At 73.5% G+C, this 24,770-nt stretch carries 27 protein-coding genes and 1 riboswitch; of the genes, 13 read left to right on the forward strand and 14 right to left on the reverse strand.

From position 1 onward, the window contains the following. Window positions 1–5 precede the first annotated feature (5 nt). Entirely contained in the window at window positions 6–650 is a 645-nt protein-coding gene (locus AB0E62_RS11000; RefSeq protein WP_362190986.1) for a hypothetical protein, read from the reverse strand. Beyond that, entirely contained in the window at window positions 643–1,422 is a 780-nt protein-coding gene (locus AB0E62_RS11005; protein WP_362190988.1) for an alpha/beta fold hydrolase, read from the reverse strand. Before AB0E62_RS11005 ends, AB0E62_RS11000 begins: the two co-directional genes overlap by 8 nt. 105 nt (window positions 1,423–1,527) lie before the next feature. On the opposite strand from AB0E62_RS11005, the gene AB0E62_RS11010 reads away from it, so the two are divergent. From AB0E62_RS11010 to AB0E62_RS11025, 4 genes are all read left to right on the forward strand, one after another. Then, window positions 1,528–2,280 (forward strand): lysophospholipid acyltransferase family protein, encoded by a 753-nt coding sequence (locus tag AB0E62_RS11010; RefSeq protein ID WP_362191319.1) that lies wholly within the window; start codon window positions 1,528–1,530, stop codon window positions 2,278–2,280. 37 nt (window positions 2,281–2,317) lie between these two features. Next, the gene (locus tag AB0E62_RS11015; RefSeq protein ID WP_362190990.1) at window positions 2,318–3,541 is read left to right on the forward strand and encodes a DUF5931 domain-containing protein; all 1,224 of its coding nucleotides are present in this window, start codon (window positions 2,318–2,320) and stop codon (window positions 3,539–3,541) included. Further along, window positions 3,541–4,218: a response regulator transcription factor gene (locus tag AB0E62_RS11020; RefSeq protein WP_362190992.1), complete on the forward strand. Its 678-nt coding sequence runs from the start codon at window positions 3,541–3,543 to the stop codon at window positions 4,216–4,218. Before AB0E62_RS11015 ends, AB0E62_RS11020 begins: the two co-directional genes overlap by 1 nt. A gap of 118 nt (window positions 4,219–4,336) precedes the next feature. After that, window positions 4,337–5,365, forward strand: a complete 1,029-nt coding sequence (locus tag AB0E62_RS11025) for a 6-phosphofructokinase (RefSeq protein ID WP_362190994.1) — start codon at window positions 4,337–4,339, stop codon at window positions 5,363–5,365. 82 nt (window positions 5,366–5,447) lie between these two features. On the opposite strand, the gene AB0E62_RS11030 is transcribed toward AB0E62_RS11025, so the two are convergent. Together AB0E62_RS11030 and AB0E62_RS11035 are read right to left on the reverse strand one after the other, a co-directional pair. Then, a complete protein-coding gene (locus AB0E62_RS11030; protein WP_362190996.1) occupies window positions 5,448–7,304 on the reverse strand; it encodes an anthranilate synthase family protein in 1,857 nt (618 codons plus the stop codon). Between the two features lie 93 nt (window positions 7,305–7,397). Next, the gene (locus tag AB0E62_RS11035) at window positions 7,398–7,466 is read right to left on the reverse strand and encodes a trp operon leader peptide (protein ID WP_362191321.1); all 69 of its coding nucleotides are present in this window, start codon (window positions 7,464–7,466) and stop codon (window positions 7,398–7,400) included. A gap of 170 nt (window positions 7,467–7,636) precedes the next feature. On the opposite strand from AB0E62_RS11035, the gene AB0E62_RS11040 reads away from it, so the two are divergent. Continuing rightward, entirely contained in the window at window positions 7,637–8,956 is a 1,320-nt protein-coding gene (locus AB0E62_RS11040) for a class II 3-deoxy-7-phosphoheptulonate synthase (protein ID WP_362191323.1), read from the forward strand. Window positions 8,957–9,105: 149 nt separating this feature from the next. Further along, window positions 9,106–9,330 (forward strand): (2Fe-2S)-binding protein, encoded by a 225-nt coding sequence (locus tag AB0E62_RS11045; protein ID WP_189752473.1) that lies wholly within the window; start codon window positions 9,106–9,108, stop codon window positions 9,328–9,330. Here AB0E62_RS11045 and bfr read toward each other — a convergent pair. Beyond that, window positions 9,327–9,818, reverse strand: a complete 492-nt coding sequence (bfr, locus tag AB0E62_RS11050; RefSeq protein ID WP_362190998.1) for a bacterioferritin — start codon at window positions 9,816–9,818, stop codon at window positions 9,327–9,329. The genes AB0E62_RS11045 and bfr overlap by 4 nt on opposite strands. A 170-nt stretch (window positions 9,819–9,988) precedes the next feature. Here bfr and AB0E62_RS11055 point away from each other — a divergent pair, with 170 nt between their 5' ends. Next, a complete protein-coding gene (locus AB0E62_RS11055) occupies window positions 9,989–10,621 on the forward strand; it encodes a sulfite oxidase-like oxidoreductase (protein WP_362191000.1) in 633 nt (210 codons plus the stop codon). A gap of 19 nt (window positions 10,622–10,640) precedes the next feature. Here AB0E62_RS11055 and AB0E62_RS11060 read toward each other — a convergent pair whose 3' ends face one another. From AB0E62_RS11060 to thiO, 6 genes are all read right to left on the reverse strand, one after another. Continuing rightward, window positions 10,641–11,063: a DUF4396 domain-containing protein gene (locus tag AB0E62_RS11060; RefSeq protein WP_362191325.1), complete on the reverse strand. Its 423-nt coding sequence runs from the start codon at window positions 11,061–11,063 to the stop codon at window positions 10,641–10,643. Window positions 11,064–11,293: 230 nt separating this feature from the next. Continuing rightward, window positions 11,294–12,172, reverse strand: coding sequence for a deoxyribonuclease IV (locus AB0E62_RS11065; RefSeq protein ID WP_362191002.1), 879 nt, complete (start codon window positions 12,170–12,172; stop codon window positions 11,294–11,296). A 57-nt stretch (window positions 12,173–12,229) separates the two neighbouring features. Next, entirely contained in the window at window positions 12,230–14,161 is a 1,932-nt protein-coding gene (gene pknB, locus AB0E62_RS11070) for a Stk1 family PASTA domain-containing Ser/Thr kinase (protein ID WP_362191004.1), read from the reverse strand. A gap of 126 nt (window positions 14,162–14,287) precedes the next feature. After that, window positions 14,288–15,082, reverse strand: coding sequence for a thiazole synthase (locus tag AB0E62_RS11075; protein ID WP_362191006.1), 795 nt, complete (start codon window positions 15,080–15,082; stop codon window positions 14,288–14,290). Between the two features lie 3 nt (window positions 15,083–15,085). Further along, window positions 15,086–15,298: a sulfur carrier protein ThiS gene (gene thiS, locus AB0E62_RS11080; protein WP_362191008.1), complete on the reverse strand. Its 213-nt coding sequence runs from the start codon at window positions 15,296–15,298 to the stop codon at window positions 15,086–15,088. Then, window positions 15,295–16,464, reverse strand: a complete 1,170-nt coding sequence (thiO, locus tag AB0E62_RS11085) for a glycine oxidase ThiO (RefSeq protein ID WP_362191010.1) — start codon at window positions 16,462–16,464, stop codon at window positions 15,295–15,297. Before thiO ends, thiS begins: the two co-directional genes overlap by 4 nt. Next, window positions 16,462–16,572: riboswitch (TPP riboswitch) on the reverse strand. Its footprint overlaps the gene before it by 3 nt. 53 nt (window positions 16,573–16,625) lie before the next feature. On the opposite strand from thiO, the gene AB0E62_RS11090 reads away from it, so the two are divergent. The 6 genes from AB0E62_RS11090 (at window position 16,626) to AB0E62_RS11115 (ending at window position 21,530) form a co-directional block, all read left to right on the forward strand. After that, the gene (locus tag AB0E62_RS11090; protein WP_362191012.1) at window positions 16,626–16,976 is read left to right on the forward strand and encodes a hypothetical protein; all 351 of its coding nucleotides are present in this window, start codon (window positions 16,626–16,628) and stop codon (window positions 16,974–16,976) included. Window positions 16,977–17,008: 32 nt separating this feature from the next. Then, window positions 17,009–18,241: an FAD-dependent oxidoreductase gene (locus AB0E62_RS11095; protein ID WP_362191014.1), complete on the forward strand. Its 1,233-nt coding sequence runs from the start codon at window positions 17,009–17,011 to the stop codon at window positions 18,239–18,241. 108 nt (window positions 18,242–18,349) lie between these two features. Then, window positions 18,350–18,715 carry an Rv2175c family DNA-binding protein gene (locus AB0E62_RS11100; RefSeq protein ID WP_030641990.1) on the forward strand — a complete coding sequence of 122 codons (366 nt, stop codon included), beginning with the start codon at window positions 18,350–18,352 and terminating at the stop codon, window positions 18,713–18,715. Between the two features lie 119 nt (window positions 18,716–18,834). Then, window positions 18,835–19,482 (forward strand): thiamine phosphate synthase, encoded by a 648-nt coding sequence (gene thiE / locus AB0E62_RS11105; protein WP_362191016.1) that lies wholly within the window; start codon window positions 18,835–18,837, stop codon window positions 19,480–19,482. Window positions 19,483–19,598: 116 nt separating this feature from the next. Next, on the forward strand, window positions 19,599–20,522 hold the full coding sequence (metF, locus tag AB0E62_RS11110) for a methylenetetrahydrofolate reductase [NAD(P)H] (protein ID WP_362191018.1): 924 nt from the start codon (window positions 19,599–19,601) through the stop codon (window positions 20,520–20,522). A 72-nt stretch (window positions 20,523–20,594) separates the two neighbouring features. Further along, window positions 20,595–21,530: a hypothetical protein gene (locus AB0E62_RS11115; RefSeq protein ID WP_362191020.1), complete on the forward strand. Its 936-nt coding sequence runs from the start codon at window positions 20,595–20,597 to the stop codon at window positions 21,528–21,530. A gap of 16 nt (window positions 21,531–21,546) precedes the next feature. On the opposite strand, the gene AB0E62_RS11120 is transcribed toward AB0E62_RS11115, so the two are convergent. The 3 genes from AB0E62_RS11120 to AB0E62_RS11130 all read right to left on the reverse strand — a co-directional run bounded on the left by AB0E62_RS11120 (window position 21,547) and on the right by AB0E62_RS11130 (window position 24,732). Continuing rightward, on the reverse strand, window positions 21,547–23,058 hold the full coding sequence (locus AB0E62_RS11120) for an NAD(P)/FAD-dependent oxidoreductase (RefSeq protein ID WP_362191022.1): 1,512 nt from the start codon (window positions 23,056–23,058) through the stop codon (window positions 21,547–21,549). 58 nt (window positions 23,059–23,116) lie between these two features. After that, the gene (locus AB0E62_RS11125; protein ID WP_362191024.1) at window positions 23,117–23,719 is read right to left on the reverse strand and encodes a DUF4126 domain-containing protein; all 603 of its coding nucleotides are present in this window, start codon (window positions 23,717–23,719) and stop codon (window positions 23,117–23,119) included. Between the two features lie 383 nt (window positions 23,720–24,102). After that, window positions 24,103–24,732 carry a TetR/AcrR family transcriptional regulator gene (locus AB0E62_RS11130; RefSeq protein ID WP_362191026.1) on the reverse strand — a complete coding sequence of 210 codons (630 nt, stop codon included), beginning with the start codon at window positions 24,730–24,732 and terminating at the stop codon, window positions 24,103–24,105. Window positions 24,733–24,770: the final 38 nt, after the last annotated feature.

Genomic DNA, 24,770 nt, shown 5'->3' on the forward strand with positions numbered 1-24,770 from the left:
CGGCCTCAGACGACCGCGCCGCGTCCGGGGTCGTCGTCCTCCTCGTCGTCCGTCCGCATCCGGGCGACCAGCGTCACGAAGCCGCCGAGGAAGCCGCCGATGCCGAGGGTCGCCAGCCACCAGGTCATGTCCCAGCGCAGCAGCACCGCCAGCAGCAGCAGGACGGGCCCGCCGACCACACCGAGCCAGGCGAACCGGGCGGTGGTGTCGGCGGTGGGCAGCGGCGGGGGCTCCGGCGGCACGAAGTGGCCCTCGTCGTCCTCGTCGAAGTCGTCGTCGGAGGGCTCGGCCACCGAGTAGTCGCGCGGGCCGACCCGGGGGCCGACGCCGGGCGCGAAGGACACCGAGCCGCCCAGCGGACGCGGGGGCGGCTCCTCACCCCCGGCGTCCTTGCCGGTGTCCGGCGGCACGGCGTTCTTCTCCAGCAGCGCCAGGTCCTCCACGGCCTTGAACGGCCGGGCACCCGGCGGGTCCGGCGGCTCCTCCCCGAACCCGGCGACGATGGCCCGCCAGGCGGCGTCCTCGTCGAACGGCACCTCCTGCCGGCCGGGCCCGCGGGCCCCCGGGCCGTCATGGACCCCGGAGCCGTCGCGGTCCTCCCGGCCTTCGCGGTCCTCCCGGCCCTCGCGGTCGGAGTCGTGCTCAGCCAACTGCGGCCGTCCCTTCCTTGCCGACACTGGGTGCGAGCCGGCCGATGAAGGCGAGGCTCTCCTCGAACACCCGGTCCGCGTCCACGTCCAACGTCGCGACGTGGTAGCTGTGTTCCAGCACGATCTCCGTGACGTCCCGGGACGACACCCGGCTCAGCACCCGCGCCGGGTCGGCCGCCGGGACGACATGGTCCTCGGCGCTGCGCAGCAGCAGCAACGGCTGGGTGACCTGGGGCAGCTCGCCGTCCACCCGGCGCAGGAACCGCCGCAGCGAGTGCGCCGCGTGCAGCGGCACCCGGTCGTAGCCCAGCTCCGCCGCGCCCTCCTTGGCGATGTCGCTGGCGATGCCCTTCGTCGAACGCACCAGGTGCCGGGCCACCGGCAGGGCGTACGCCGACAGGCCGTGCACCTTGTTCGCCGGGTTGACCACCACCACGCCCGCCACCCGCCCGCCGTGCCGGGCCGCGAGGCGCAGGGCCAGCGCCCCGCCCATCGACAGGCCCGCCACGAACACCCGGGAGCAGCGGCCGGCGAGCGCGCGCAGCTCGCGGTCCACCTCCGCGTACCAGTCCTGCCAGGTGGTGAGCTGCATGTCCGTCCAGCGGGTGCCGTGGCCGGGCAGCAGCGGCAGGGACACGGTCAGCCCACGGGCCGCGTGGTGCTCCGCCCAGGGGCGCAGCGACTGGGGCGAGCCGGTGAAGCCGTGGCAGAACAGGACGCCCACCTCACCGCCCTCGTGGCGGTACGGCTCGGCTCCGGGGAGAACTGGCATGTGCTTCACCGTACGCGACCGCACCGACACCGACCAGGGTCGTCGGGGTCATTGACGGTCCTTGGGGTTATGGTCTTGCCGACGGAAACAGGAGGCACACGGGTGTTGTACGGCACGATGAAGGTCGCCATCGGCGGGCCGCTCAAGGTCGCCTTCCGGCCCTGGGTGGAGGGCCTGGAGAACATCCCGGCCACCGGCCCGGCCATCCTGGCCAGCAACCACCTGTCCTTCTCGGATTCGTTCTTCCTGCCGGCCGTGCTGGACCGCAAGGTCACGTTCATCGCCAAGGCCGAGTACTTCACCACCCCGGGCGTCAAGGGCCGGCTCACCGCGGCCTTCTTCAAGGGCGTCGGCCAGCTCCCGGTGGACCGCTCCGGGGCGCGCGGCGCCGGGGAGGCGGCGGTCCGCAGCGGCATCGAGGTGCTGGAGCGCGGCGAGCTGTTCGGGATCTACCCGGAGGGCACCCGCTCGCCCGACGGGCGGCTGTACCGGGGCAAGCCCGGCGGCCTGGCCCGGGTGGCGCTGGCCACCGGCGCGCCGGTCATCCCGGTCGCCATGATCGACACCGAGAAGATCCAGCCGCCCGGCAAGGTCGTGCCCAAGCTGATGCGGCCCGGCATCCGCATCGGCGCGCCCCTGGACTTCAGCCGCTACCACGGCATGGAGCACGACCGGTTCGTCCTGCGCGCCCTGACCGACGAGGTCATGTACGAGATCATGAAGCTGTCCGGCCAGGAGTACGTCGACATGTACGCGACCGCCGCCAAACGGCAGATAACCGAGGCGGCCAAGGCGGCGAAGGAAGCGGAGAAGGCGGAAAAGGCGGACAAGGCGGGGAAGAAGCAGGCCGAGCAGTAACCGGGGGGAACCGGGGGAACCGGGGGGAGCAGGGGGCATGCCCAAGCGCGAACGCGTCCTGCGGATGTCGGTCGAGCTGCCGCTGTGGCGCGCGCTCGCCGGCTACCGCGTCCTGACCATGCTGTACGCCATCGGCCTGTGCGCCACCGCGTACGAGCAGTTCACCCGGCCCTGGGTCGCCGTCGCCTACTACGCCGTCCTGGCCGTGTGGACCCTCGCCACCCTGCCCAAGGTGTCCGGCGCGGCGAGCTGCACCCGGCGCTTCCTGGCCGCCGACCTGACCGTCGCCGTGGCCGGCATCCTGCTCACCCCGTTCGCCGACAGCCACCAGCGGATCACGGGCGGCGGCCCCACCCTGCCGTCGATCTGGACCGCCGGCGCGGTACTGGCCTTCGCCGTCAAGGGCGGCTGGCGCTGGGCGGCCGTCGCCTCCACCGCCGTGGCCGCCGCCAACCTGGTCGAGCGCGGCCACCCCGCCCGGGACACCGTGCACAACGTGATCCTGGTCTGGGTGGCCTCCATCGCCATCGGCTACGTCGTGGAGGTGGCCCGCGCCTCCGAACGCACCCTCGCCCGCGCCCTGGAGATCGAGGCCGCCACCCGGGAGCGGGAGCGGCTGGCCCGGGACATCCACGACAGCGTGCTCCAGGTGCTGGCGATGGTGAAGCGCCGGGGCGCGGCCCTGGGCGGCGAGGCGGCCGAGCTGGGCCGGCTCGCGGGGGAGCAGGAGGTGGCCCTGCGCACGCTGGTCTCGGGCGGTCTGGTCCCGGTCTCCCGGCTCTCCGAGGACCTCGCGGAGGGCGCCGTCGTCCGCGCGGTGGAGGAACCGGACGACGACGGTCCGCTCGATCTGCGCGCCCTGCTCGCGCCGTACGCGGGCGCCCGGGTCAGCCTGGCCGAACCCGGCGCCCCGGTGCCGCTGCCGCCGGCCGCGGCCCGCGAGGTGGCCGCCGCGGTCGGGGCCGCGCTGGACAACGTACGGGCGCACGCCGGGGAGGGGGCCCGGGCCTGGATCCTGGTGGAGGACGAGCCGGACGGGATCGTCGTCACCGTCCGGGACGACGGCCCCGGCATCCCCGAGGGCCGGCTCGCGCAGGCCGAGGGCGAGGGCCGGCTCGGGGTGGCCCTGTCGATCCGGGGCCGGCTGCGTGACCTCGGCGGCAGCGCGGGCATCCTCTCCGTCCCCGGGCAGGGCACGGAGGTCGAACTGAAGGTACCCAAGGGCGCCGTGCGGGCGCGGGGGAAGAAGGCGGAACGGTGATGACACAGCGGCAGGACCCGATCAAGGTCATGGTGGTCGACGACCACCCCATGTGGCGGGACGCGGTGGCCCGGGACCTGGCCGAGTCCGGGTTCGAGGTGGTCGCCACCGCCGGCGACGGCGAGCAGGCGGTCCGCCGCGCCAAGGCCGCCGCCCCCGACGTCCTGGTGCTGGACCTCAACCTGCCGGCCAAGCCCGGCGTCCAGGTGTGCAAGGAACTGGTCGGCCACAACCCGGCGTTGCGGGTCCTGGTGCTGTCGGCGAGCGGTGAGCACGCGGACGTGCTGGAGGCCGTGAAGTCCGGCGCGACCGGCTATCTGCTGAAGTCGGCCTCCACCGAGGAGCTGCTGGACGCGGTGCGCCGCACCGCCGCCGGCGACCCGGTGTTCACCCCGGGCCTGGCCGGCCTGGTCCTCGGCGAGTACCGGCGGCTGGCCGCCGAACCCGCCCCCGCCGCGGGCGCCGACGAGCCGGGCGCGCCCCGGCTGACCGAGCGGGAGACGGAGGTGCTGCGGCTGGTGGCGAAGGGCCTGAGCTACAAGCAGATCGCCGAACGCCTCGTCATCTCCCACCGCACCGTGCAGAACCACGTCCAGAACACCCTCGGCAAGCTCCAGCTGCACAACCGGGTGGAGCTGGTCCGGTACGCCATAGAGCGCGGACTCGACGAGGAGTAGGGCGTACGGGGCGCATCCGCCGTACGCGCCGGAATCACCCTTCTCGCCTATCCCGGCGTGACCTGAATCACCATTAGCGTGACCAAACGTCAGGTAACCGCGGTGAAGGGACATTTCCATGCGGGTCGGAGTACTGACCGGAGGCGGCGACTGCCCCGGGCTCAACGCCGTCATCCGGGGCGTCGTCCGCAAGGGCGCCCAGGAGTACGGCTATGACTTCGTCGGCTTCAAGGACGGCTGGCGCGGCCCCCTCGAGAACGACACCGTCCGTCTCGACATCCCCGCCGTGCGCGGCATCCTGCCCCGCGGCGGGACCATCCTCGGCTCCTCCCGGACCAACCCGCTCAAGGTGTCCGACGGCATCCGCCGGATCAAGGACAACCTGGCCAAGCAGGAGATCCAGGCGCTCATCGCGATCGGCGGCGAGGACACCCTCGGGGTCGCGGCACGGCTGTCCGACGAGTACGGCATGCCCTGCGTCGGCGTGCCGAAGACCATCGACAACGACCTGTCCGCCACCGACTACACCTTCGGCTTCGACACCGCCGTCAACATCGCCACCGAGGCCATCGACCGGCTGCACACCACCGCCGAGTCGCACAGCCGGGTGCTGGTGGTGGAGGTGATGGGCCGGCACGCCGGCTGGATCGCCCTGCACTCCGGCCTGGCCGGCGGCGCCAACGTCATCCTCATCCCCGAGCAGCGCTTCGACGTCGACCAGGTCTGCGACTGGGTGACCTCCCGGTTCCAGTCCTCCTACGCGCCGATCGTGGTCGTCGCCGAGGGCGCCATGCCGAAGGACGGCGAGATGGTGCTCAAGGACGACTCGCGGGACTCCTTCGGGCACGTCCGGCTGTCCGGGGTGGGCGAATGGCTGGCCAAGGAGATCGAGAAGCGCACCGGCAAGGAGGCGCGCACCACGGTCCTCGGGCACGTCCAGCGCGGTGGCACGCCGAGCGCCTTCGACCGCTGGCTCGCCACCCGCTTCGGCCTGCACGCCATCGACTGCGTGCACGAGGGGGACTTCGGGCGCATGGTCGCCCTGCGCGGCACCGACATCGTCCGCGTCCCCCTCACCGAGGCCACGGCCCGGCTGAAGACCGTCGACCCCCGGCTGTACCAGGAGGCCGGCGTCTTCTTCGGCTGACGGCTGACGGCTGACGGCTGACGACCGGCGGCCGACTGCCGGCCGGCGGCCGGCGACGGCCGCGGGCCGGGCCCCGGCGGCTCTACACGGTCGTGCGGCGCAGCCCGCCCACCAGCTCCCGCACGACCGCCGCCCCGTTCAGTGTCAGCACCGACTCCGGGTGGAACTGCACACCGGCGAAGCCGGGCCCGCGCAGCGCGTGCACCTCGCCGTCGGCCGCCCGGCTCACCTCCACGCCGTGCGCGGCCAGTTCCCGGGCCGCCTCCTCGTCGCAGCGCGCCACGAAGCTGTTGTAGAAGCCGACGGTCTCGCTCCGCCCGAACAGGTCGATCACCGTCTGCGCCCCCTGGTACGGCACCCGCTTGCGGACGAGGTCCAGGCCCAGCTCCGCCGCGATCAGCTCGTGCCCGAGACAGACGCCCAGCACCCCGTGCCGGTGGGTTCCGACGACCTCGGCGGCCAGCTCCCGCAGGAACCCCATCTTGGGGTCGGCGAGGTCGCGGGGGTCGCCGGGCCCGGGCCCGAGGACGACGGGCCCCGCGTGGCCGAGCACCGCCGCGCGCAGCCCGGGCTCGTCGTAGCGCCGGACGGTCACCTCCAGCCCGCCCGAACGCAGGACGTGCGCGAGCATCGCGGTGAACGTGTCCTCGCCGTCCACCACGAGGGCATGGCCCGCGAGGTCGTCGGAGCGCTCCTGCATCCGCAGCCAGAACGGCGCGAGCCCGGCCCGCCGCCCGTCCAGCGCGGCCCGCACCCGGGGGTCGTCGGCCAGCCGGGGCCGCTCCCGCTCCGCCCGCGGCCGGGCGGGCCCCACCCCGAGGGCGGCCAGCACGCCCGCCGCCTTCGCGTGGGTCTCGGCGACCTCGCCGGCCGGGTCGGAGCCGCGCACCAGCGTCGCCCCGACCGGCACCCGCAGCCGGCCGTCACCGCCGATGTCGGCGGTGCGGATCAGGATGGGCGAGTCCAGGGTCTGCGCGCCCCCGGCGTCCCGCCCGAGCAGGGCCAGCGCACCGGCGTAGTACCCGCGCCCGGTGGTCTCGTACCGCTCGATGACCCGGCAGGCGTTCTGCACCGGCGATCCGGTCACCGTCGCCGCGAACATGGTCTCGCGCAGCACCTCCCGCGCGTCCAGCGAGGACCTCCCGCGCAGCTCGTACTCGGTGTGCGCGAGGTGGGCCATCTCCTTCAGCCGGGGCCCGACGACGACCCCGCCCATGTCGCCGACGGTGCACATCATCTTCAGTTCCTCGTCGACGACCATGGACAGCTCCTCGGTCTCCTTGGCGTCGCCGAGGAACGCCAGCAGGTCCTCCGGGGCGGGCCCGCCGGCCGGATAGCGGTACGTGCCGCTGATCGGGTTCATGACGACCGTGCCGCCGGACATCCGCACGTGCACCTCGGGGCTCGCGCCCACCAGCGTCCGGTCCCCGGTGTGCACCACGAACGTCCAGTACGCGCCCCGCTCGCCCGCCAGCAGCCGCCGGAACAGCGCGAGCGCGTCCGCGCGGCCGAAACCGGGGATCCGGCCCTCGTAGGTGCGCCGGATCACGAAGTTCGCGCCCTCGCCCCGGCCGATCTCCTCGCTCAGCACCCGGCCGACGATCTCGGCGTACTCCTCGTCGTCCACGTCGAAGCCGCCGCCCTCCACCCGCACCTCGTGGGCGGGGAGCGCCCCCAGCGCCTCGGCGAGCGGGAGCTCGTACGTCTCCTCGGGGGTCAGCACCAGCAGCGGGGTGCCGTCGTCGCGGACGTCGAAGCCGCGCTCGGCCAGTTGCCGGAACGGCACGAGGGCGAGCCCTTCGCCCGGCAGGTCTGCCAGCCGGTCCCGCCGGGACACCGGGCCGATCAGCACCTCCACCAGGTGCTCGTCGCGGCCCGGGGTGCGGCGGTGGAGCAGGGCGAAGGGGCGGTCGTCGTGCGCGAGCCGTGCCAGGTCCATGGGTTCCTCTTCCGTCGGTGTCGGTGAGGAACGGCCCCGGAAACGCCGAAGGCCGCCCCTCGGGCGGCCTTCGCGAAGTCGTCGTACGCGCGATCAGTGGGCCGCCGGATGAGCGGTCCACCACCAGTTCTGGGTCGAAAGCGCGAACATGCCGGAGACCATAGGGCCACCGCGGTGCCGGTGTCCACCGGGACGCGCGTTCGCCGAGCCGTGTGCGGCCCGCGCCTGCCCGCCTCCGCGGGATGCGGCGTCCCACAGTTTGGGCGTGGGACTGACACGGCGCACACAGCCCGTAATCTGGGTGCGTGAACGCAAACGCCTCCACCGTCGACATGAACACCTGGCGAGACCTCCCGGCGGCCCAGCAGCCGGAGTATCCGGACCAGGAAGATCTTCGTAAGGTGATCACCGAACTGGAGAGCTTCCCGCCGCTCGTCTTCGCGGGCGAGTGCGACCTGCTGCGCGCCCGGATGGCGGCCGTCGCCAAGGGAGAGGCGTTCCTCCTCCAGGGCGGCGACTGCGCGGAGGCCTTCGACGGGGTCTCCGCCGACCAGATCCGCAACAAGCTGAAGACGCTGCTCCAGATGGGCGCCGTCCTCACCTACGCCGCCTCCGTGCCCGTGGTGAAGGTGGGCCGCATCGCGGGGCAGTACTCCAAGCCGCGCTCCAAGCCGACCGAGACCCGCGACGGCGTGACGCTGCCGGTGTACCGGGGCGACTCCGTCAACGGCTTCGACTTCACCGAGGCCAGCCGCATCCCGGACCCGGAGCGGCTGAAGCGCATGTACCACGCGTCGGCGTCCACGCTGAACCTGGTGCGCGCCTTCACCACCGGCGGCTACGCCGACCTGCGCCAGGTGCACGCCTGGAACCAGGACTTCGTGCGCACCTCGCCGTCCGGCCAGCGCTACGAGCAGCTCGCCCGCGAGATCGACAACGCGCTGCACTTCATGCGGGCCTGCGGGGCGGACCCGGAGGAGTTCAAGACCGTCGAGTTCTACTCCTCGCACGAGGCGCTGCTGCTCGACTACGAGTCCGCCCTGACCCGGGTCGACTCCCGCACCGGGCAGCTCTACGACGTCTCGGCGCACATGGTGTGGATCGGTGAGCGCACCCGGCAGCTGGACCACGCGCACATCGAGTTCGCCTCGCGGATCCGCAACCCGATCGGCATCAAGCTCGGCCCGGCCACCACGGCCGAGGAGGCGCTGCAGTACATCGAGCGCCTCGACCCCGAGCGGGAGCCGGGCCGGCTGACCTTCATCGTCCGGATGGGCGCCGACAAGATCCGCGACAAGCTCCCCGAGCTGGTCGAGAAGGTCACGGCGTCCGGGGCGGTGGTGGCCTGGGTGACCGACCCGATGCACGGCAACACCTTCGAGGCGGCCTCCGGGCACAAGACCCGCCGCTTCGACGACGTGCTCGACGAGGTCAAGGGCTTCTTCGAGGTGCACAAGGCGCTCGGCACCCACCCGGGCGGCATCCACGTGGAGCTGACCGGTGACGACGTGACCGAGTGCGTGGGCGGCGGCGACGAGATCTTCGTGGACGACCTGCACCAGCGCTACGAGACGGCCTGCGACCCCCGGCTGAACCGCAGCCAGTCGCTGGACCTGGCGTTCCTCGTGGCCGAGATGTACCGGGACCAGTGACCGGCGGCCGATGAGCCACCCTGGGGCGCGGATCACACCGGATCCGCGCCCCAGCCGCTTTTCCGGGCACCGCGGCATGGGTTAGGTTAGGTTTGCCTCACCGAAACGGGGATGGCAGAACAGCGAGCCCCTCGGGGAGGTGAACCCGCGTGTACGTCTGCAGTTGCTTCGGCATCACCGAGGACCAGGTCAAGCAGCACGCGGAGAACGGCGCCTGCACCCCGCGCCAGATCGCCTCCGCCTGCAAGGCCGGCACCGACTGCGGCGGCTGTGTCCGGCGTATCCAGGCCCTGCTCGGCCGCGGCGCCTGCCCGCGCCGGGAGCTGATCGACCAGCGGGCCCCGGCCCTGGCGCGGCTGGACGACGCGGCCTAGCCGGAGGAGTCCGGCTGGCTCTGCTCGATCAGGGTCGACAGGTAGAGCGCCTCGCCCAGCTTGTCCACCAGCTCCAGCTGGGTGTCCAGGTAGTCGATGTGGTGCTCCTCGTCGGCGAGGATCGCCTCGAAGACGTTGGCCGACGTGATGTCGTCCTTCTCGCGCATCACCTGCACGCCCCGGCGCAGCCGGTCGATGGCCTCGACCTCGATCTGCCGGTCCGCCTGGAACATCTCGGTCACCGTCTGCCCGACCCGCACATGGAACAGCCGCTGGTAGTTGGGCAGGCCGTCGAGGAGCAGGATGCGGTCGGTGAGGAGCTCGGCGTGCCGCATCTCGTCGAACGACTCGGCCCGGGTGTACCGGGCGAGCTTGGTCCATCCCTTGTGGTCCTGGAGCTTGGCGTGCAGGAAGTACTGGTTGATCGCGGTCAGCTCGGCGGTCAGCTGTTCATTCAGCAGTTCGATGACCTCGGGGTCGCCTTGCATGGCTGTGGACTCCTTCCAGGGGAACCGGGCCGATAGCGCCGCATGATTGCACCGGCGAGGAAGATCGTCCAGTAAGTCGGTACTTAGTAAGTACGCACTGACTTGTGGTGAATTGTCCCGTTCGGGGTGGGTGGTCAGGGGCACTGCCCGGTGTCTGTCAGGATGGATACATGGGTCATCCGGTGGAGCGCGAGTCTGGGGCAGCGGCAGGGTCCGAGCTTCCGCCGGGTCAGCGGCTCCAGCGCGGCTGGCCGGTCACGCACTACGGCCCCGTGCCGAAGTTCCGGCCCGAACGCTGGGAGTTCCGGGTCTTCGGCGCCACCGCCGACGGGGACAAGCGCACCTGGACCCACGAGGAGTTCACGGCCCTGCCGTACACCACCGTGGTGGCCGATCTGCACTGCGTGACGAAGTACAGCATGCTCGGCGCGGAGTGGGGCGGCATCCCCGCGAGCGCCGTCCTGGACCTCGCGCCGCCGGCGCCGGACGTCACCCATGTGATGGTCTGGGCGGAGTACGGCTTCAGCTCGAACCTGCGCCTCGCGGACTTCTGCTCCGAGCGCACCGTCTTCGCCACCCACAAGGACGGCGAGCTGCTCACCGCCGAGCACGGCTTCCCGGTCCGCCTGATCGTGCCGCACCTGTACGCCTGGAAGGGCCCGAAGTGGGTCCGGGGCGTGGAGTACATGACCGCCGACCGCCGCGGCTTCTGGGAGGAGCGCGGCTACCACAACATCGGCGACCCCTGGAAGGAGCAGCGCTACTCCTACCAGGAAGAGCCCGGGGACGGCCCCGAGCTCTGAGTCCTGGTGTCCGCGCGGCTCAGTGGTGGTACTGGTGCACCACCGCGTGACCCTTGCCCCGGCCGATCGTCCACTTGTTGACCGGCGTGGTCACCAGGAAGGCGATCACGAGCGAGACGGCGAGCGAGACCCAGAACAGCGCGTCGCCCAGCATGGCGTCCTTCGCCGACGGCCAGACCAGGATCACGCCGTTGTCGATCAGCTCCATCACCGCGATGGACAGCGTGTCCGCCGCCAGTGCCACCCGGAAGGCCGTGCGGAAGCCGACGCCCGCCCGCAGCACCCCGCGCAGGGTGAGCGAGTAGCCGAAGAAGAAGGCCAGCACGATCGCGAGCAGCATGGTCGGCAGGTTGCCCCAGCCGAGCGCCGTGCCGAGGATCATGCCCAGCACCTCGCCGATGGCGCACCCGGTCAGGCAGTGCAGGGTGGCCTGTGCGGCCATGGACCAGGAGGCGGCGGGGGCGTGGTGCCCCTGGTGCCCGTGGTCCGCGTGCTGGTGACCGTGGCCTTCGTGGCCCGCGTGCTGGTCCCCGTGGTGCGCGTGGCCGGCGTGCTCGTCGGTGTGGTGGTGCCCGTGTTCCTGGTGTGCCTCGTGTCGCACGACTGCCCCCATGGTCAGGTAGTGGTTCCCGCGCCCAGCAGGAACCATATACCCCCTAGGGGTATTCCCAGTCAGTTGTCGCGAAGTTTCTTCAGCCGCTCCACGTCCGCCGCGTGCCCCTCCTTGCCGCCGGGCGTCTCGATCACCAGCGGGACGCCCTCGGTCGCCGGGTGGGTCATCAGGGCCCGGAAGGGGTCCTCGCCGATGTGGCCGGCGCCGATGTTCGCGTGCCGGTCCTTGTGCGCGCCCACCACGTCCTTGGAGTCGTTGGCGTGGATCAGCTTCAGCCGGCCCGTGCCGACGGTCTCCACCAGCAGGTCCAGCGTCCGGTGCATGCCGCTCGGCCCGGTCAGGTCGTGCCCGGCGGCGAACACGTGGCAGGTGTCCAGGCACACGCCCAGCTTCGGGTGGGCGTCCAGCGCCTCGAAGTACGGCCCGAGGTCCCAGGTGCGCGAGCACAGCGAGGCGCCCTGTCCGGCCGTCGACTCCAGCAGCAGGAACGGGTCGTCGTCGTGGGTCAGCTCGTCCAGCAGCGGCAGCAGACGCTCGCGCACCTGCCCCAGCGCCACCTCCCGGGTCCGGCCGCCGGTCGCGCTCCCGGTGTGCACCACCACACCGAGCGCGCCGATCTCCCGCCCGCGCCGCAGCGAGTGCCGCAGCGACTCCACCGACCGCTCGACGGTCGCCTCGGTGTGCGAGCCGAAGTTGATCAGGTACGGGGCGTGCACGTACGCCGGGATCGACTCCTCGGCGCAGGCCCGGCGGAACGCCTCGTCCTGCCGCGGGTTCCCGGCCGGCGTGGCCCAGCCGCGCGGGTTCGCGACGAAGACCTGCACGGTCTCCGCCTTCAGGTCGCGGGCGTAGGACAGCCCGACGGAGTGCAGGCCGCCGGCCACCGGGACATGGCTGCCGACGGGATTGCGGGGGAGGGAGGACGGAACGGGACTCACCCGTTCAGGGTGTCATGTCCGCCCCCGCCCCCGGACCGGGCCCGGCGGTGAGACCGGTCACCGGACGGTGATCGTGACGGTGGAGCCCTTGGGCGCCTCGTCGCCGCCCTCCACCGACTGCTTCTTCACGGTGTCGCCGAACAGCCCGAGCAGCCCGCGGTCCTCCTTCACCTCGAAGCCCGCCTCCTCCAGGGCGTCATGGGCGTCGTCCACGCTGTCGCCCACCACGTCCGGCACCTCGATCATCTCCGGCCCCTCGGACAGGGTCAGCGTCACCGTGTCGCCCTCTTCGGCCTCGCTCCCGTCCTCCGGGCTCTGCGCGGCGACGGTGCCCTTGTCGTACTCGGAGGAGTGGATCCGCCCGGCCGCGACCTTCACCTTCAGCCCGGCCCCGGTCAGCTCCTGACGCGCGGTGTCCAGGTCCTCGCCGGTGACGTCCGGTACGTCGACGGGGCTGCCCTTGCTGACGGTCAGCGCGATCGCCGAGCCCGCGTGCCGCTTGGTGCCCGCGTCCGGCGCCGTACGGACCACCGAGCCCCGCGGCACGTCGTCGCTGAACTCGCGGGTGACCATGCCCGGCTCCAGGCCGTCCGCCTTCAGCCGCGCCCGCGCCTTCGCCAGGGACTGGCCCTCCACGTTCGGCACGTTCACCGTCTCCGGGCCGAGGGACACGGTCAGCGTGACCTTGCCGTGGTCCCGGATCCGGGCGCCGGGCGCCGGGTCGGAGCCGATCACCGCGCCCCGGTCGACGGTGTCGCTGTAGGCCCGCTCGACCTGGCCGACGTCCAGCCCGGCCGACTCCAGCCGGTCCCGGGCCTCGGCCTCGGTCTTCGCCAGCAGCGGCGGCACCTTGGTGAACTGGCCGGAGTTGATGTACCAGATCCCGGTGCCCACGCCGAGCGCCACCAGCACGGCCACGACCAGCGCCAGCACCGTGCGCGGGGGGCGCGCCAGGCGCCTTCGGGGCGGCACGGGCGGGGTCTGGAGCCGGGCGGTGCGGCCGGCGCCGGGGTCCTCGGCGGCGTCCTCGCCGACCGGCCGGGGCCGGGGCACGGTCAGCGCGCGCGGGATCACGCTCGTACGGTCCTCGGCGTTGTCGTGCCCGGCGGTCAGCGCCTGCGGCGGCAGCGCGTCCAGCTGCTCGTCGGTCAGCGTCAGCCGGGCCTCGCGCGCCTGGGCGAGCAGCGCCACCGCGTCCCCGGGCCGGTCGTCCGGGACGCGCGCGGTGGCCGACGCCACCAGCGCGTCCAGCACCCCCGGCAGGCCCGGCACCAGCGCCGAGGGCGGCGGCACGTCGGCGTGCAGGTGCTGGTAGAGCACCTGGGCCGGGGACTCCCCGGAGTACGGCTTCGCGCCCGTCAGCATCTCGTACAGCACCACACCGCACGCGTACACGTCGACGCGCGGGTCGGTGGTGCCCTGCTCGATCTGCTCCGGCGCGAGATAGGAGACGGTGCCGAGCACGGCGCCCGTCGTACTGGTCACCGTGTCCACGGAACGCACCAGCCCGAAGTCGGCCACCTTGACCCGGCCGTCGTCGCCGATCAGCACGTTCTCGGGCTTCATGTCGCGGTGCACGAACCCGGCCAGGTGGGCGGCGCCGAGCGCGGCGAGCACCGGTTCCAGGATGTCCAGCGCGGCGCGCGGCTGCACGGCCCCGCGCTCGCGCAGCACGTCCCGCAGGGTGCAGCCGGCGATGTACTCCATCGCCAGGTAGACGTACGACCCGTCGGTGCCCTGGTCGAAGACCTGCACCACGTTGGGGTGGTCGAGCCGGGCGACCGACTTCGCCTCCCGGATGAACCGCTCGACGAAGGCCCCGTCGGCGGCGAGCGCCGGGTGCATCACCTTCAGCGCGAGCACGCGGTCCAGGCGGGTGTCCAGGGCCCGGTAGACCGTGGCCATCCCGCCCGCCGCGATCCGCGCGTCGACGCGGTACCGGCCGTCGAGCACCTGCCCGACGAGGGGGTCCTGAAGGGTCGTATCCACGCAGGCGAGTCTACGAGGACCGGCCGCCGGCCCCGCCCGCCCGTCGCGGCCGGCACCGGTACTGAAGCCGACCTGTGACGCGGCACACGCGCGGCCCCGCCCCCGGCGGGGGACTAGGGCGGGGTACTAGAACGCCGGCCGCTCCGGATCCAGCCGGGCCAGGCCCTCCGTAGGGGACGACGCCTCGGCGAGGTACCTGCGCGGGATCCGGCCCGCCAGCCGGGCCAGCCGGCCGCCCTCCACCGCGTGCCGCATCGCCGCCGCCATCAGCTCCGGCTCCTGCGCCCGGGTCACCGCCGACGCCAGCATCACCCCGGCGCACCCCAGCTCCATCGCCAGCGCCACGTCGGACGCCGTACCGGCCCCCGCGTCCAGGATCACCGGCACGCGCGCGTGCTCCACGATCAGCTGGAAGTTGTGCGGGTTGCGGATCCCGAGCCCCGACCCGATCGGCGAGCCGAGCGGCATGACGGCGGCGCACCCCACGTCCTCCAGCCGGCGCGCCAGTACCGGGTCGTCGTTGGTGTACGGCAGCACCGTGAACCCGTCGTCGACCAGCGTCTCCGCCGCCTCCAGCGTCTCCACCGGGTCCGGCAGCAGGGTCCGCTCGTCGGCGATGACCTCCAGCTTGACCAGGTCGGTGCCCAGCGCCTCCCGGGCCAGCCGCGCGGTCAGCACGGCCTCGCCGGCGGTGAAACAGCCGGCCGTGTTCGGCAGCACCCGGATGCCGAGCTTCTCCAGCACCGACAGCACCGAACCGTGCACCGAGGGGTCCACCCGGCGCATCGCGACCGTCGTCAGCTCCGTGCCGGAGGCGACCAGCGCCCGCTCCAGCACCTCCAGGCTGGGCGCCCCGCCCGTGCCCATGATCAGCCGGGAGGAGAAGGTGAGGTCTCCGAGGACCAGGGGATCGTCGGCCATGGCTCAGCCTCCCTGTACGGCGGTGAGGACTTCGACGCGGTCGCCCTCGGCGAGCGCGGTCGTCGCCCACTGCGTGCGCGGGACGACGGTCTCGTTGACGGCGGCGGCCACCCCGCGCGGCGCCGCCGTGAGGGTGCGCACCAGCGCGTCCAGCGCGGTGCCCGGGGCGACACGGCGGGGTTCGCCGTTGACGGAGATGGTGACGGAGATGCTCATACGGGCTGCTCCAGCTGTTCCATGGGTGCGGCACCGAAGCGCCGGGGAGTGAACGGACGCGCCTCTTCGGGAAGGTCACCGGTGACCAGGGCGTGCGCCAGCGCGTCCCCGGTGACCGGCGTCAGCAGCACCCCGTTGCGGTAGTGCCCGGTGGCCAGCAGCAGTCCGGCCAGGGCGGACGGGCCGAGCAGCGGCGCGTTGTCGGGGGAGCCGGGGCGCAGTCCGGCCCGGGTCTCGGTGAGCGGCAGTTCGGTGATGCCGGGCACCAGCTCATGGGCGTCGCGCAGCAGCTCGTACACGCCCCCGGCGGTGACCGTGGTGTCCCAGCCCAGCTCCTCGCTGGTGGCGCCGACGACCAGTTCCCCGTTCTCCCGGGGCACCAGGTACAGCGGGCCGCCGCGCACCACGGCCCGTACGGTCCGGCTGAGGAACGGCGCGTACCGGGGCGGCACGGTCAGCCGCAGCACCTGCCCCTTGACCGGCCGCACCGGAGGCAGCACCTCCCGCGGCACGCCCGCGAGCCGCCCGCTCAGGCTGCCCGCGGCGAGCACCACCCGCTCCGCGCGCAGCGCCGTCCCGTCGGCCGTGGTGCAACCGGTGGCCCGGTCCCCGGCCACGTCCAGGCGCTCGGCCCGGACCCGGTGGAACACCACCCCGGACCGCTCGCAGGCGACGACCAGGGCCGCCGCCAGCCGTCGCGGGTCGATCTGGTGGTCACCGTCGACCCGCAGCCCGCCGCGCACCCCCGGCGCCAGCATCGGCTCCAGGCGCCGGCACTCCCGCCCGGTCAGCCACTCCGCCTCCAGGCCGCAGCGCTGCTGGAGGGCGTGCAGGTCGCGCAGGTGGGCGCGGTCGTCGGCGTCCAGCGCGACGGCGAGGGTGCCGCAGCGGCGGTAGCCGAGGTCATGGCCGGTCAGCTCGGTCAGCTCGGCCGCGAACGCGGGATAGCGGCGCGCGGACGCCAGGTTCAGGCCGAGCAGGGTCTCCTCGCCGTAGTGCAGCTCGGTGACCGCGGCCAGCATCCCGGCCGCCACCTGCGCGGCGCCGCCCCCGGGCTCGGGGTCCACGACGGCCGTGGCCAGCCCGCGCTGTGCCGCGCGCCAGGCCGTGACCAGGCCGATGATTCCGCCCCCGATGACGAGGACGTCGGACGTACGTGACGACATGGGCGGTGAGCCCCTCCCTTCGCCGGCATGACCCGGATCAGGTTCGTACGGTCGGAGGCCGCGAGCCTCCCTCTCAGCCCGGTCGTCCGGGCTCCCGCGAGTGCTTGTACGGTGGCCACCCTAGCCCGCCGCCCTCCTCACCCGTAAGGGAGCCCCGTTCCATGGCCCGTTCGCTCGACGGACTCTTCTTCGCCCCTGTGTCGGACCAGGCCCCGGGGCAGGTGGGCACCAGCACCCGGTTCGCCTACCACGAGCGGGACGGCGCCGTCTGGGCCGAGTACGCGGGCGGTGACGTCGTACGCGGCCATCTGGTCGGCACCCGCGCGGGGGACCGGCTGGACTTCCGGTACGTGCAGCTCAGGACCGACGGGACGACCGCCTCCGGGCACTGTGTGTCCACGGTCGAGGAGCTGGCGGACGGCCGGCTGCGGCTGGCGGAGACCTGGGAGTGGGAGTCCGCGCCGGGCTCCGGCACCAGCGTTGTGGAACAGGTCACCGAGCACGCCCGCTGACTGACGTTCCGTCATGTGTCTATGGTGATCGCGTGAGCGAGCAGACACCGCACGAGGACACGGCACAGGAGCGGCGCGTGGTCGTCGTCGGCGCGGGCATGGCCGGGGTGCAGACCGCGGTCGCCCTGCGGGAACAGGGCTTCAAGGGCCCGGTCACCGTCATCGGCGCCGAACCGCACCAGCCGTACGACCGGCCGCCGCTGTCGAAGGCGGTGCTGCTCGGCACGGCCGAGGGCTCCGCCTTCGACGTGGACTTCGAGTCCCTCGGCGTCGAACTGCGGCTCGGCTGCGAGGTGTACGGCCTCAGGCCCGCCGCGCGCGAACTGGACACCGAGCACGGTGTCGTCCCCTACGACGTGCTGGTCCTCGCCACCGGCGCCGCGCCGGTCAACCTGCCCGGCGCCGAGGGCGTGCCCGGCGTGCACCTGCTGCGCACCCTGGACGACGCCGCACGGCTGCGCCCCGTCCTCGCCCGGCAGCACGACGTCGTGGTGGTGGGCGCCGGCTGGATCGGCGCCGAGTTCGCCACCGCCGCCCGCGGGGCGGGCTGCGCGGTCACCGTCGTGGAGGCCGCCGGCCACCCGCTGGCCGGCGCCCTGCCCGCCGAGGTCGCCGCGCCCATGGCCGGCTGGTACGCCGACGCGGGCGTCGGCCTGCGCACCCACGCGCGCGTGGACCGGGTCGAACCCGGCGCGGTGCTGCTCGCCGACGGCACCCGGCTGCCCGCGGGCGCCGTCGTCGTCGGCATCGGCGCCCGCCCCGCCACCGCCTGGCTGGCCGGCTCCGGCATCGAGCTGGGCGCGCACGGCGAGGTCCTCGCCGACGACCGGCTGCGCACCTCCGTACCGGACGTGTACGCCGTCGGGGACTGCGCGTCCTTCCCCTCGGCCCGCTACGGCGAACGGCTCCTGGTCCACCACTGGGACAACGCCCTCCAAGGCGCCCGCACGGTCGCCGCGGACATCCTCGGCGAGGCTCCGGCGGTCTACGACCCGGTGCCCTACTTCTGGTCGGAGCAGTTCGGCCGGTTCGTGCAGTACGCCGGCCACCACACCGCGGGCGACCGCACGGTGTGGCGCGGCGACCCGGCGGGACCGTCCTGGACGGTGTGCTGGCTGTGCGACGGCCGCCTGGTGGCGCTGCTGGCCGTGGGCCGCCCCCGCGACCTGGCCCAGGGCCGCCGGCTGATCGAGGCGGGCCGGATCATGGACGTGGCGGCCCTGGCGGACCCGGCGAAGCCCCTCAAGGAGGCCACGGCCGGCTGAGGGAGCGCCCCCAAAGGCCCCGGGAAGCGGCCCGACCAGCCACAACGCACCCGCGGACGGCCGACGACACATCGCGGCGGAACCGGCGGAGCGCCTACCCTAGGTGCTGTGACCGAGATTGACGCAAAGATCGATGCTCTCGTCCCCGCCTGGCTCACCCTTCCCGACATCGCCGAGATGCTCGGCGTCGAGGTGACGCGCGTGAGGCAGCTGGTCAAGGAGGGCCAGCTCATCGCCGTACGCCGGGGCGAGAACCGGGCGCTGCACGTGCCCGCCGCCTTCATCGACGGGGACAAGGTGGTCAAGGGCCTGTCAGGGACCCTGACGCTGCTGCGGGACGACGGCTTCACGGTCGAAGAGATGATCGAGTGGCTTTTCACCCCCGACCCGACCCTGCCCGGCACCCCCGCACAGGCCCTGAGCGAGAATCGCGGCACGGAGGTGAAGCGCCGCGCCCAGGCGCTCGCCGTCTGAGCCGGCCCGCCGCACGAGGTGGTGTGCGGGCCCTCCGCCCGCACACCACCGCCGGGGACGGCGCCCGGACACCACCGCCGAAGACCACCTAGGGACACCGACCACGGGGGGACCCACGCATGTCCGACACCGCCCGCGCCGCGCTCGCCGACGCCCGCCTGTACCTCTGCACGGACGCCCGCAAGCGCCAGGGCGACCTGCCCGAGTTCCTGGACGCGGTGCTGGCCGGCGGCGTCGACATCGTGCAGCTGCGCGACAAGGGCATGGAGGCCGCCGAGGAGCTGGAGCACCTGGAGGTCTTCGCCGACGCCTGCGCCCGGCACGGCAAGCTGCTCGCGGTCAACGACCGGGCCGACATCGCCCACGCGGCCCGCGCCGGTGTGCTGCACCTCGGCCAGGGCGACCTGCCGGTCCCCGCGGCCCGCGCGATCCTCGGCGACGGGGTGCTGATCGGCCGCTCCACGCACGCCGAGCGGGAGGCCGCCGCCGCGGCCGTCCAGGACGGCGTGGACTACTTCTGCACCGGCCCCTGCTGGCCCACCCCCACCAAGCCCGGCCGCCACGCCCCCGGCCTCGGTCTGGTCCGCTACACGGCGGGCCTCGGCACCGACCGCCCCTGGTTCGCCATCGGCGGCATCGACCTGGGCAACCTGGACGAGGTGCTGGACGCGGGTGCCCGCCGGGTGGTCGTGGTCCGCGCGATCACCGAGGCGGACGACCCCGGCGCGGCGGCGGCGGAGTTCGCGAAGCGGCTGCGGCAGGCGTAGGAACCCGCCGGGTCCCCGTTCCGGAATCTGTCCAAGGGGTGGACAGCGGTCCGACAATTCGGGCAAATTTCCGAGGCGTGGTTGGGGGACCGTCCGCCCCTGGCTAACCTGCCCGTATGGCCCTCGGAACCCCGTCCACCAGGACTGATCGCGCACGCACCGTGCGCGACATGCTCGCCACCGGCAAGACGACGTACTCGTTCGAGTTCTCCGCGCCGAAGACCCCCAAGGGCGAGCGGAACTTGTGGAGCGCGCTCCGGCGGGTCGAGGCGGTCGCCCCCGACTTCGTCTCCGTGACCTACGGCGCCGGCGGTTCCACCCGCGCGGGCACGGTCAAGGAGACCCAGCAGATCGTCGCCGACACGACGCTCACCCCGGTCGCCCACCTCACCGCGGTGGACCACTCCATCGCCGAACTGCGCAACATCATCGGCCAGTACGCGGACGCCGGGATCCGCAACATGCTCGCCGTGCGCGGCGACCCGCCCGGCGACCCCATGGGCGAATGGGTGCCGCATCCCCGGGGCCTGACCTACGCCGCCGAACTCGTCCGGCTCATCAAGGAGTCGGGCGACTTCTGCGTGGGCGTCGCCGCGTTCCCGGAGATGCACCCGCGCTCCGCGGACTGGGACACCGACGTCGCGCACTTCGTGGACAAGTGCCGCGCGGGCGCCGACTACGCCATCACACAGATGTTCTTCCAGCCCGAGTCCTACCTGCGGCTGCGTGACCGCGTGGTGGCCGCGGGCTGTGACACCCCGGTGATCCCCGAGATCCTGCCGGTCACGAGCGTGAAGATGCTGGAACGGCTGCCGAAGCTCAGCAACGCCCGTTTCCCGGACGCCCTGGAAGAGCGGATCCTGGCGGCGAAGGACGATCCGGCGGCGGTACGCTCCATCGGTATCGAGTTCGCCACGGAGTTCTGCGCCCGGCTGCTGGCCGAGGGAGTGCCCGGACTGCACTTCATCACGCTCAACAACTCCACGGCGACCCTCGAGATCTACGAGAACCTGGGCCTGCACCACCGTCCGCAGGCCTAGACCGGCCGCCCCGCGATAGGACACACTGCGTAGCGGTCACCGGGAGTAGCGGTCATTGGGAGAGGGGCGTACATGGGCTGGGCGGTCCTCTACATCGCGTTCGGCGGCGTCGCACTGTGGTTGCTGGGCGAGGTGCTGCTGCAGTACAAGGCGCGGCTGCGCTGGCGGCTCCTGGCCTTCGCCGGGTTCCTCGGCGTCGTGGTCGGGGTGCTGTTGCCCTCCGTGATCGTGATCGCGCTGGGCGCGATGGCCTTCGCGGTCGGCCAGACCTGCGTCACGCTCTCGTTCCGCCGCGGCTTCGCCTCCGGCTGGGCGGTCCGGCGGCCCGCCCCCCAGGCCGGCGGCGGCAGCAAGCGGCGCCGGGGCCGCGCGAACCGCAAGGACCCCGCCCCGGCCCCGCAGGACACCGCCGCCGCGTTCCCGGACCCCGGCCAGGAGGCCTACGTCCCCGACCACGAGGGCTACGTCCCCGACCAGGTGGGCTACGGCCCCGCCCGGACGCCCGGCGACCTCGACGACGACCACGACGACGTCTTCACCCCCGCCTCCGCCCGCCCGGCCGACCCGGCCGCCGCCGAGACCACCGCCGTCCACCCGCCCCAGGGCACCCCCGGGGAGACCGGCGGCTACGGCGCCTACGGCGACCCGGCCTACCCTGACCCCGCCCCGGGGGCCCCCGCCTACGACTACTCCGGCTACGGCACGCAGGACTACGGCTACGACGGCACCGGCGGACAGCAGGGCTACGCCAACTACTCCGACCCGTACATCGGCAGCCGGCCCTACGTCTCCTACGACCAGGACCCCGGACGGCCGTACGGACAGCAGCCCGGCCACCCCCAGGACCCGTACGCCCCCGCCGGTTACGCCGAGACCCCGCCGGGCGGGGTGTGGGTGCCGCAGCAGCGCACCGACGACAGCCACGGCGGCGAACTCCCGCAGGAGCAGCCCTATCCGGGACAGCAGGGCGGCCCCGGTCTCGGGTACGACGAGCAGTACCGCTTCTGAGCCGCCCGGCCCCCGCTCACTGGGAGCCGCGGAACTGCGGTCCCTCCACGATCAGCCCGGCCACCAGCGCGCCCGACATGCCGGCGTGCGGCAGCCCGCCGCCCGGGTGGGACCAGCCGCCGACCCGGTGGAGCCCCGGCAGCCGCGTGCTGTTCGCCGGGTGCAGGAAGCGGCCCTCACCGGCGGCGAACGACGGCGCGGGCACGGCGCCCGCGCGGGCGCCCGTCTCCGCCTCGCCGGCGCCCGGCGCCCGCACCTCGTGCCACAGCAGCCGGTCGCGCAGGCCCGGTATCGCGCGCCCGGCGGCCTCCAGGAGCAGCTCCGTGTACCGGGCGGCCGTGCGCCCGTCGTCCCAGACGGCCCGCGTGGGCACCGCGGCGGACAGCACCGCCGACTCGTGTCCGTCGTCGGGCCGGAGCGCGGGGTCGTCGGGGCGCAGCACGGTCACCGTCGGCACGGGCGGCTCGTCACCGCCCGGAGCGGCCAGGAAGTCCCACTCCCGCTCGGGCTCCGCCGGATGCACGACGGTACGGTGCGCGGCACCGGGCTCCGGGGCGCCGCGCAGGGCGAGCAGCACGGTGAACCGGGCGGCCGTCACGGCCTCCGGGTCGGCCCGCACATCGTCCTCGCCGTCCAGCGGACGCTCCGTCAGCGCCCGCAGCCGCACGGGGTCGACGTCCGCCACGACGTGGTCGGCCTCCGCGACCGTGCCGTCGGCCAGCTCCACCCCGGCCGCCCGGCCGTCCTCGTCCACGATCCGGGTGACCTCGGCCCCGAAGACGAACTCCACCCGCCGCTTGACGCACCGCTCGTACACCGCGCGCGCCAGCTCCCGGATGCCGCCGCGCACGTACCAGGTGCCGAAGGCGTGCTCCATGTACGGCAGCACCGCCGCGCTCGCCGGGGCGGTCCGGGGATCCAGTCCGTGGGCCAGGGCGTGGCCGGCCAGCAGGGCCGACAGCCGCTCGTCCCGCAGCTCCCAGGCGCCGATCTCGGCCAGCGTCCCGGCCCGGCGGGTGCGCAGCAGCCGCTTGTGCGGCACCGCCGGATAGGGCTCCTTCCCGGCCAGCACCTGCCAGTTCGGCCACAGCGGCTCCTCCAGCAGCGGCCGGCGGGTACGGTCCCAGGCCTCCCGGGCCCGCACCAGGAAGTCACCCCAGCGCTCGCCCGTGCCCGCGCCCAGCGCCTCGTCCAGGGCCGCCACGACGCCCGCGCGCGTGGCGTTGGGCAGCGCCACCTCGCGGCCGTCCGCGAAGACGTGCCGCGAGGACGGGTCGACCTGGACCAGCTCGACGCGGTCCTCCAGCGGTTCCTTGCCGGTCTTCACGAACAGATCGCGGTACACCGCGGGCAGCGTGAGCAGTCCCGGGCCCGTGTCGAAGCCGAAGCCGTCCCGCTCGAACCGGCGCACCGCACCGCCGTACGTCTCCGTACGCTCGTACACCACCACCCGGTGGCCCGCGACGGCCAGCCGGGCGGCGGCCGCCATCGCGCCCATCCCGGCGCCGATCACCGCAATCCGTGCCATGCCCGCGACTTTATCGACCGCCACCGACAATCCGGTCGCCGGGCGGCCCCGGCGCAGGTCAGCGGGGCCGTGAGGGGTCGCGCCGGGCCGCGCGGCGACGGGCCCGGCGGCGCAGCTGGCGCCGGATGCGCGAGAACAGGAACACCAGCGCCAGCAGTCCGCCGGCCAGCAGGACGCCCGCGACGACCGCCGCCGCCACCGGATGGAACATCGCGAACGCGACCACGCCCCCGGCCCCGAGGTCCTCGGCCACGCTCAGCACGATGTTGCTGAACGGCTCGGGCGAGGCGTTGACCGCCATCCGCGTCCCCGCCTTGACGGCATGGCTCGCCAGCGCCGTGGAACCGCCGAGCAGCCCGGCCGCCACATCCGACAGCGAGCCGCTCTGCCCGGCGAGCAGCGCGCCCACCCAGGCACCGGCGAGCGGACGGACCACCGTGTGCACCGAGTCCCACAGCGAGTCCACGTACGGGATCTTGTCGGCGACGGCCTCGCACAGGAACAGCACCCCCGCGACGATCAGCACCTCCGGGCGCTGCAAGCTCCCCGGGACGTCGTCGCCGATCCCCGTCACGCCGAACAGGCCGAGCAGCAGCACCACCGCGTAGGCGTTGACACCGCTGGCCCAGCCGCTGGTGAAGACCAGGGGGAGTACGGACACGGACGCGATCGTAGCCAGTGGGCGGCCCCGCGTCCTGGGCACGGGCGCGGAGGCCTGAGTACAGGTACTCAGCCTTCCGGATGAGTATGCGCGCGGATGGGGCCCCGGCCGCCGGGAGGGGAGAGTGGAGCCACGGCAGGGGGACCGGCCCGCACCGCCGGCACGGGGCGGCGGAACGGCACCGGACCCCGGCCGCTCCTTCCGCCGGCACATCGGCGGAAGCGAGGCACAGGGGCCTCGGGGGACGACCGCCGCGGGGCACACAGGGGGAACCCGTACGGGGGAGTACGGGAGGAAGTACGGGGGATCACGGGGGGCACGGGGGAAACGGGGGAAACGGGAAGGCGCCGGACCGGGAACGGGCCGGCGCCTTTCCGGTCGCTTCAGAACCGGCCGCTGACCCGTCCCTGGAGCAGCAGGGACAGGGCCGCGTGGACATCGTCCAGGGAGCGCTCCGGCTGGAAGGACTTCCAGTCCAGCGCGGCCACCAGCACCATGCCCACCAGCGCCGCCGCCGTCAGCGGCACATCGATCTCGTCGCTGAACTCACCGGCCGCCACGCCCTCGCGCAGCACCCCCTCCACCACCGCGACGGCCTCCTGCCGCACCACCATCAGGGTGGACTGCCAGGCCCGGTTGGTGCGCCACAGTTCGGCGACGTACAGCTGGGTGAAGGCCGGGTAGCGGTCGATGAAGACCAGGCCCGCGCGGATCATCGCGTCCAGCGCGTCCACCTTGCCGCCCTCGGCGCGTGCCGTCCTCTCGGCCGCCTCCTTCAGGGACGCGGTGAGCAGGCCGACGCCGTGCCGCAGCAACTCCTCGAAGAGGACCGACTTGCTCGCGAAGTTGTAGTAGACCGTCCCCTTGGCGACCCCGGCCCGCTCGGCGATCTCGTCCACCGTGGTCGCGGAGAAGCCCTGCTCGGCGATGAGCGTGACGGCCGCCTCGTAGAGCTTCTGCCGGGTGGCCTCGCGGCGCGTGCTCCCGCCGGCCCTGGCGCTGGTGCTTTCCATGGTCCCGATTCTCACAGGCGGCCCCGGCCGCGCGGGCC

It is taken from the genome of Streptomyces sp. NPDC038707 (assembly GCF_040636485.1).
In the GTDB taxonomy this organism is placed as follows: Bacteria; Actinomycetota; Actinomycetes; order Streptomycetales; family Streptomycetaceae; genus Streptomyces.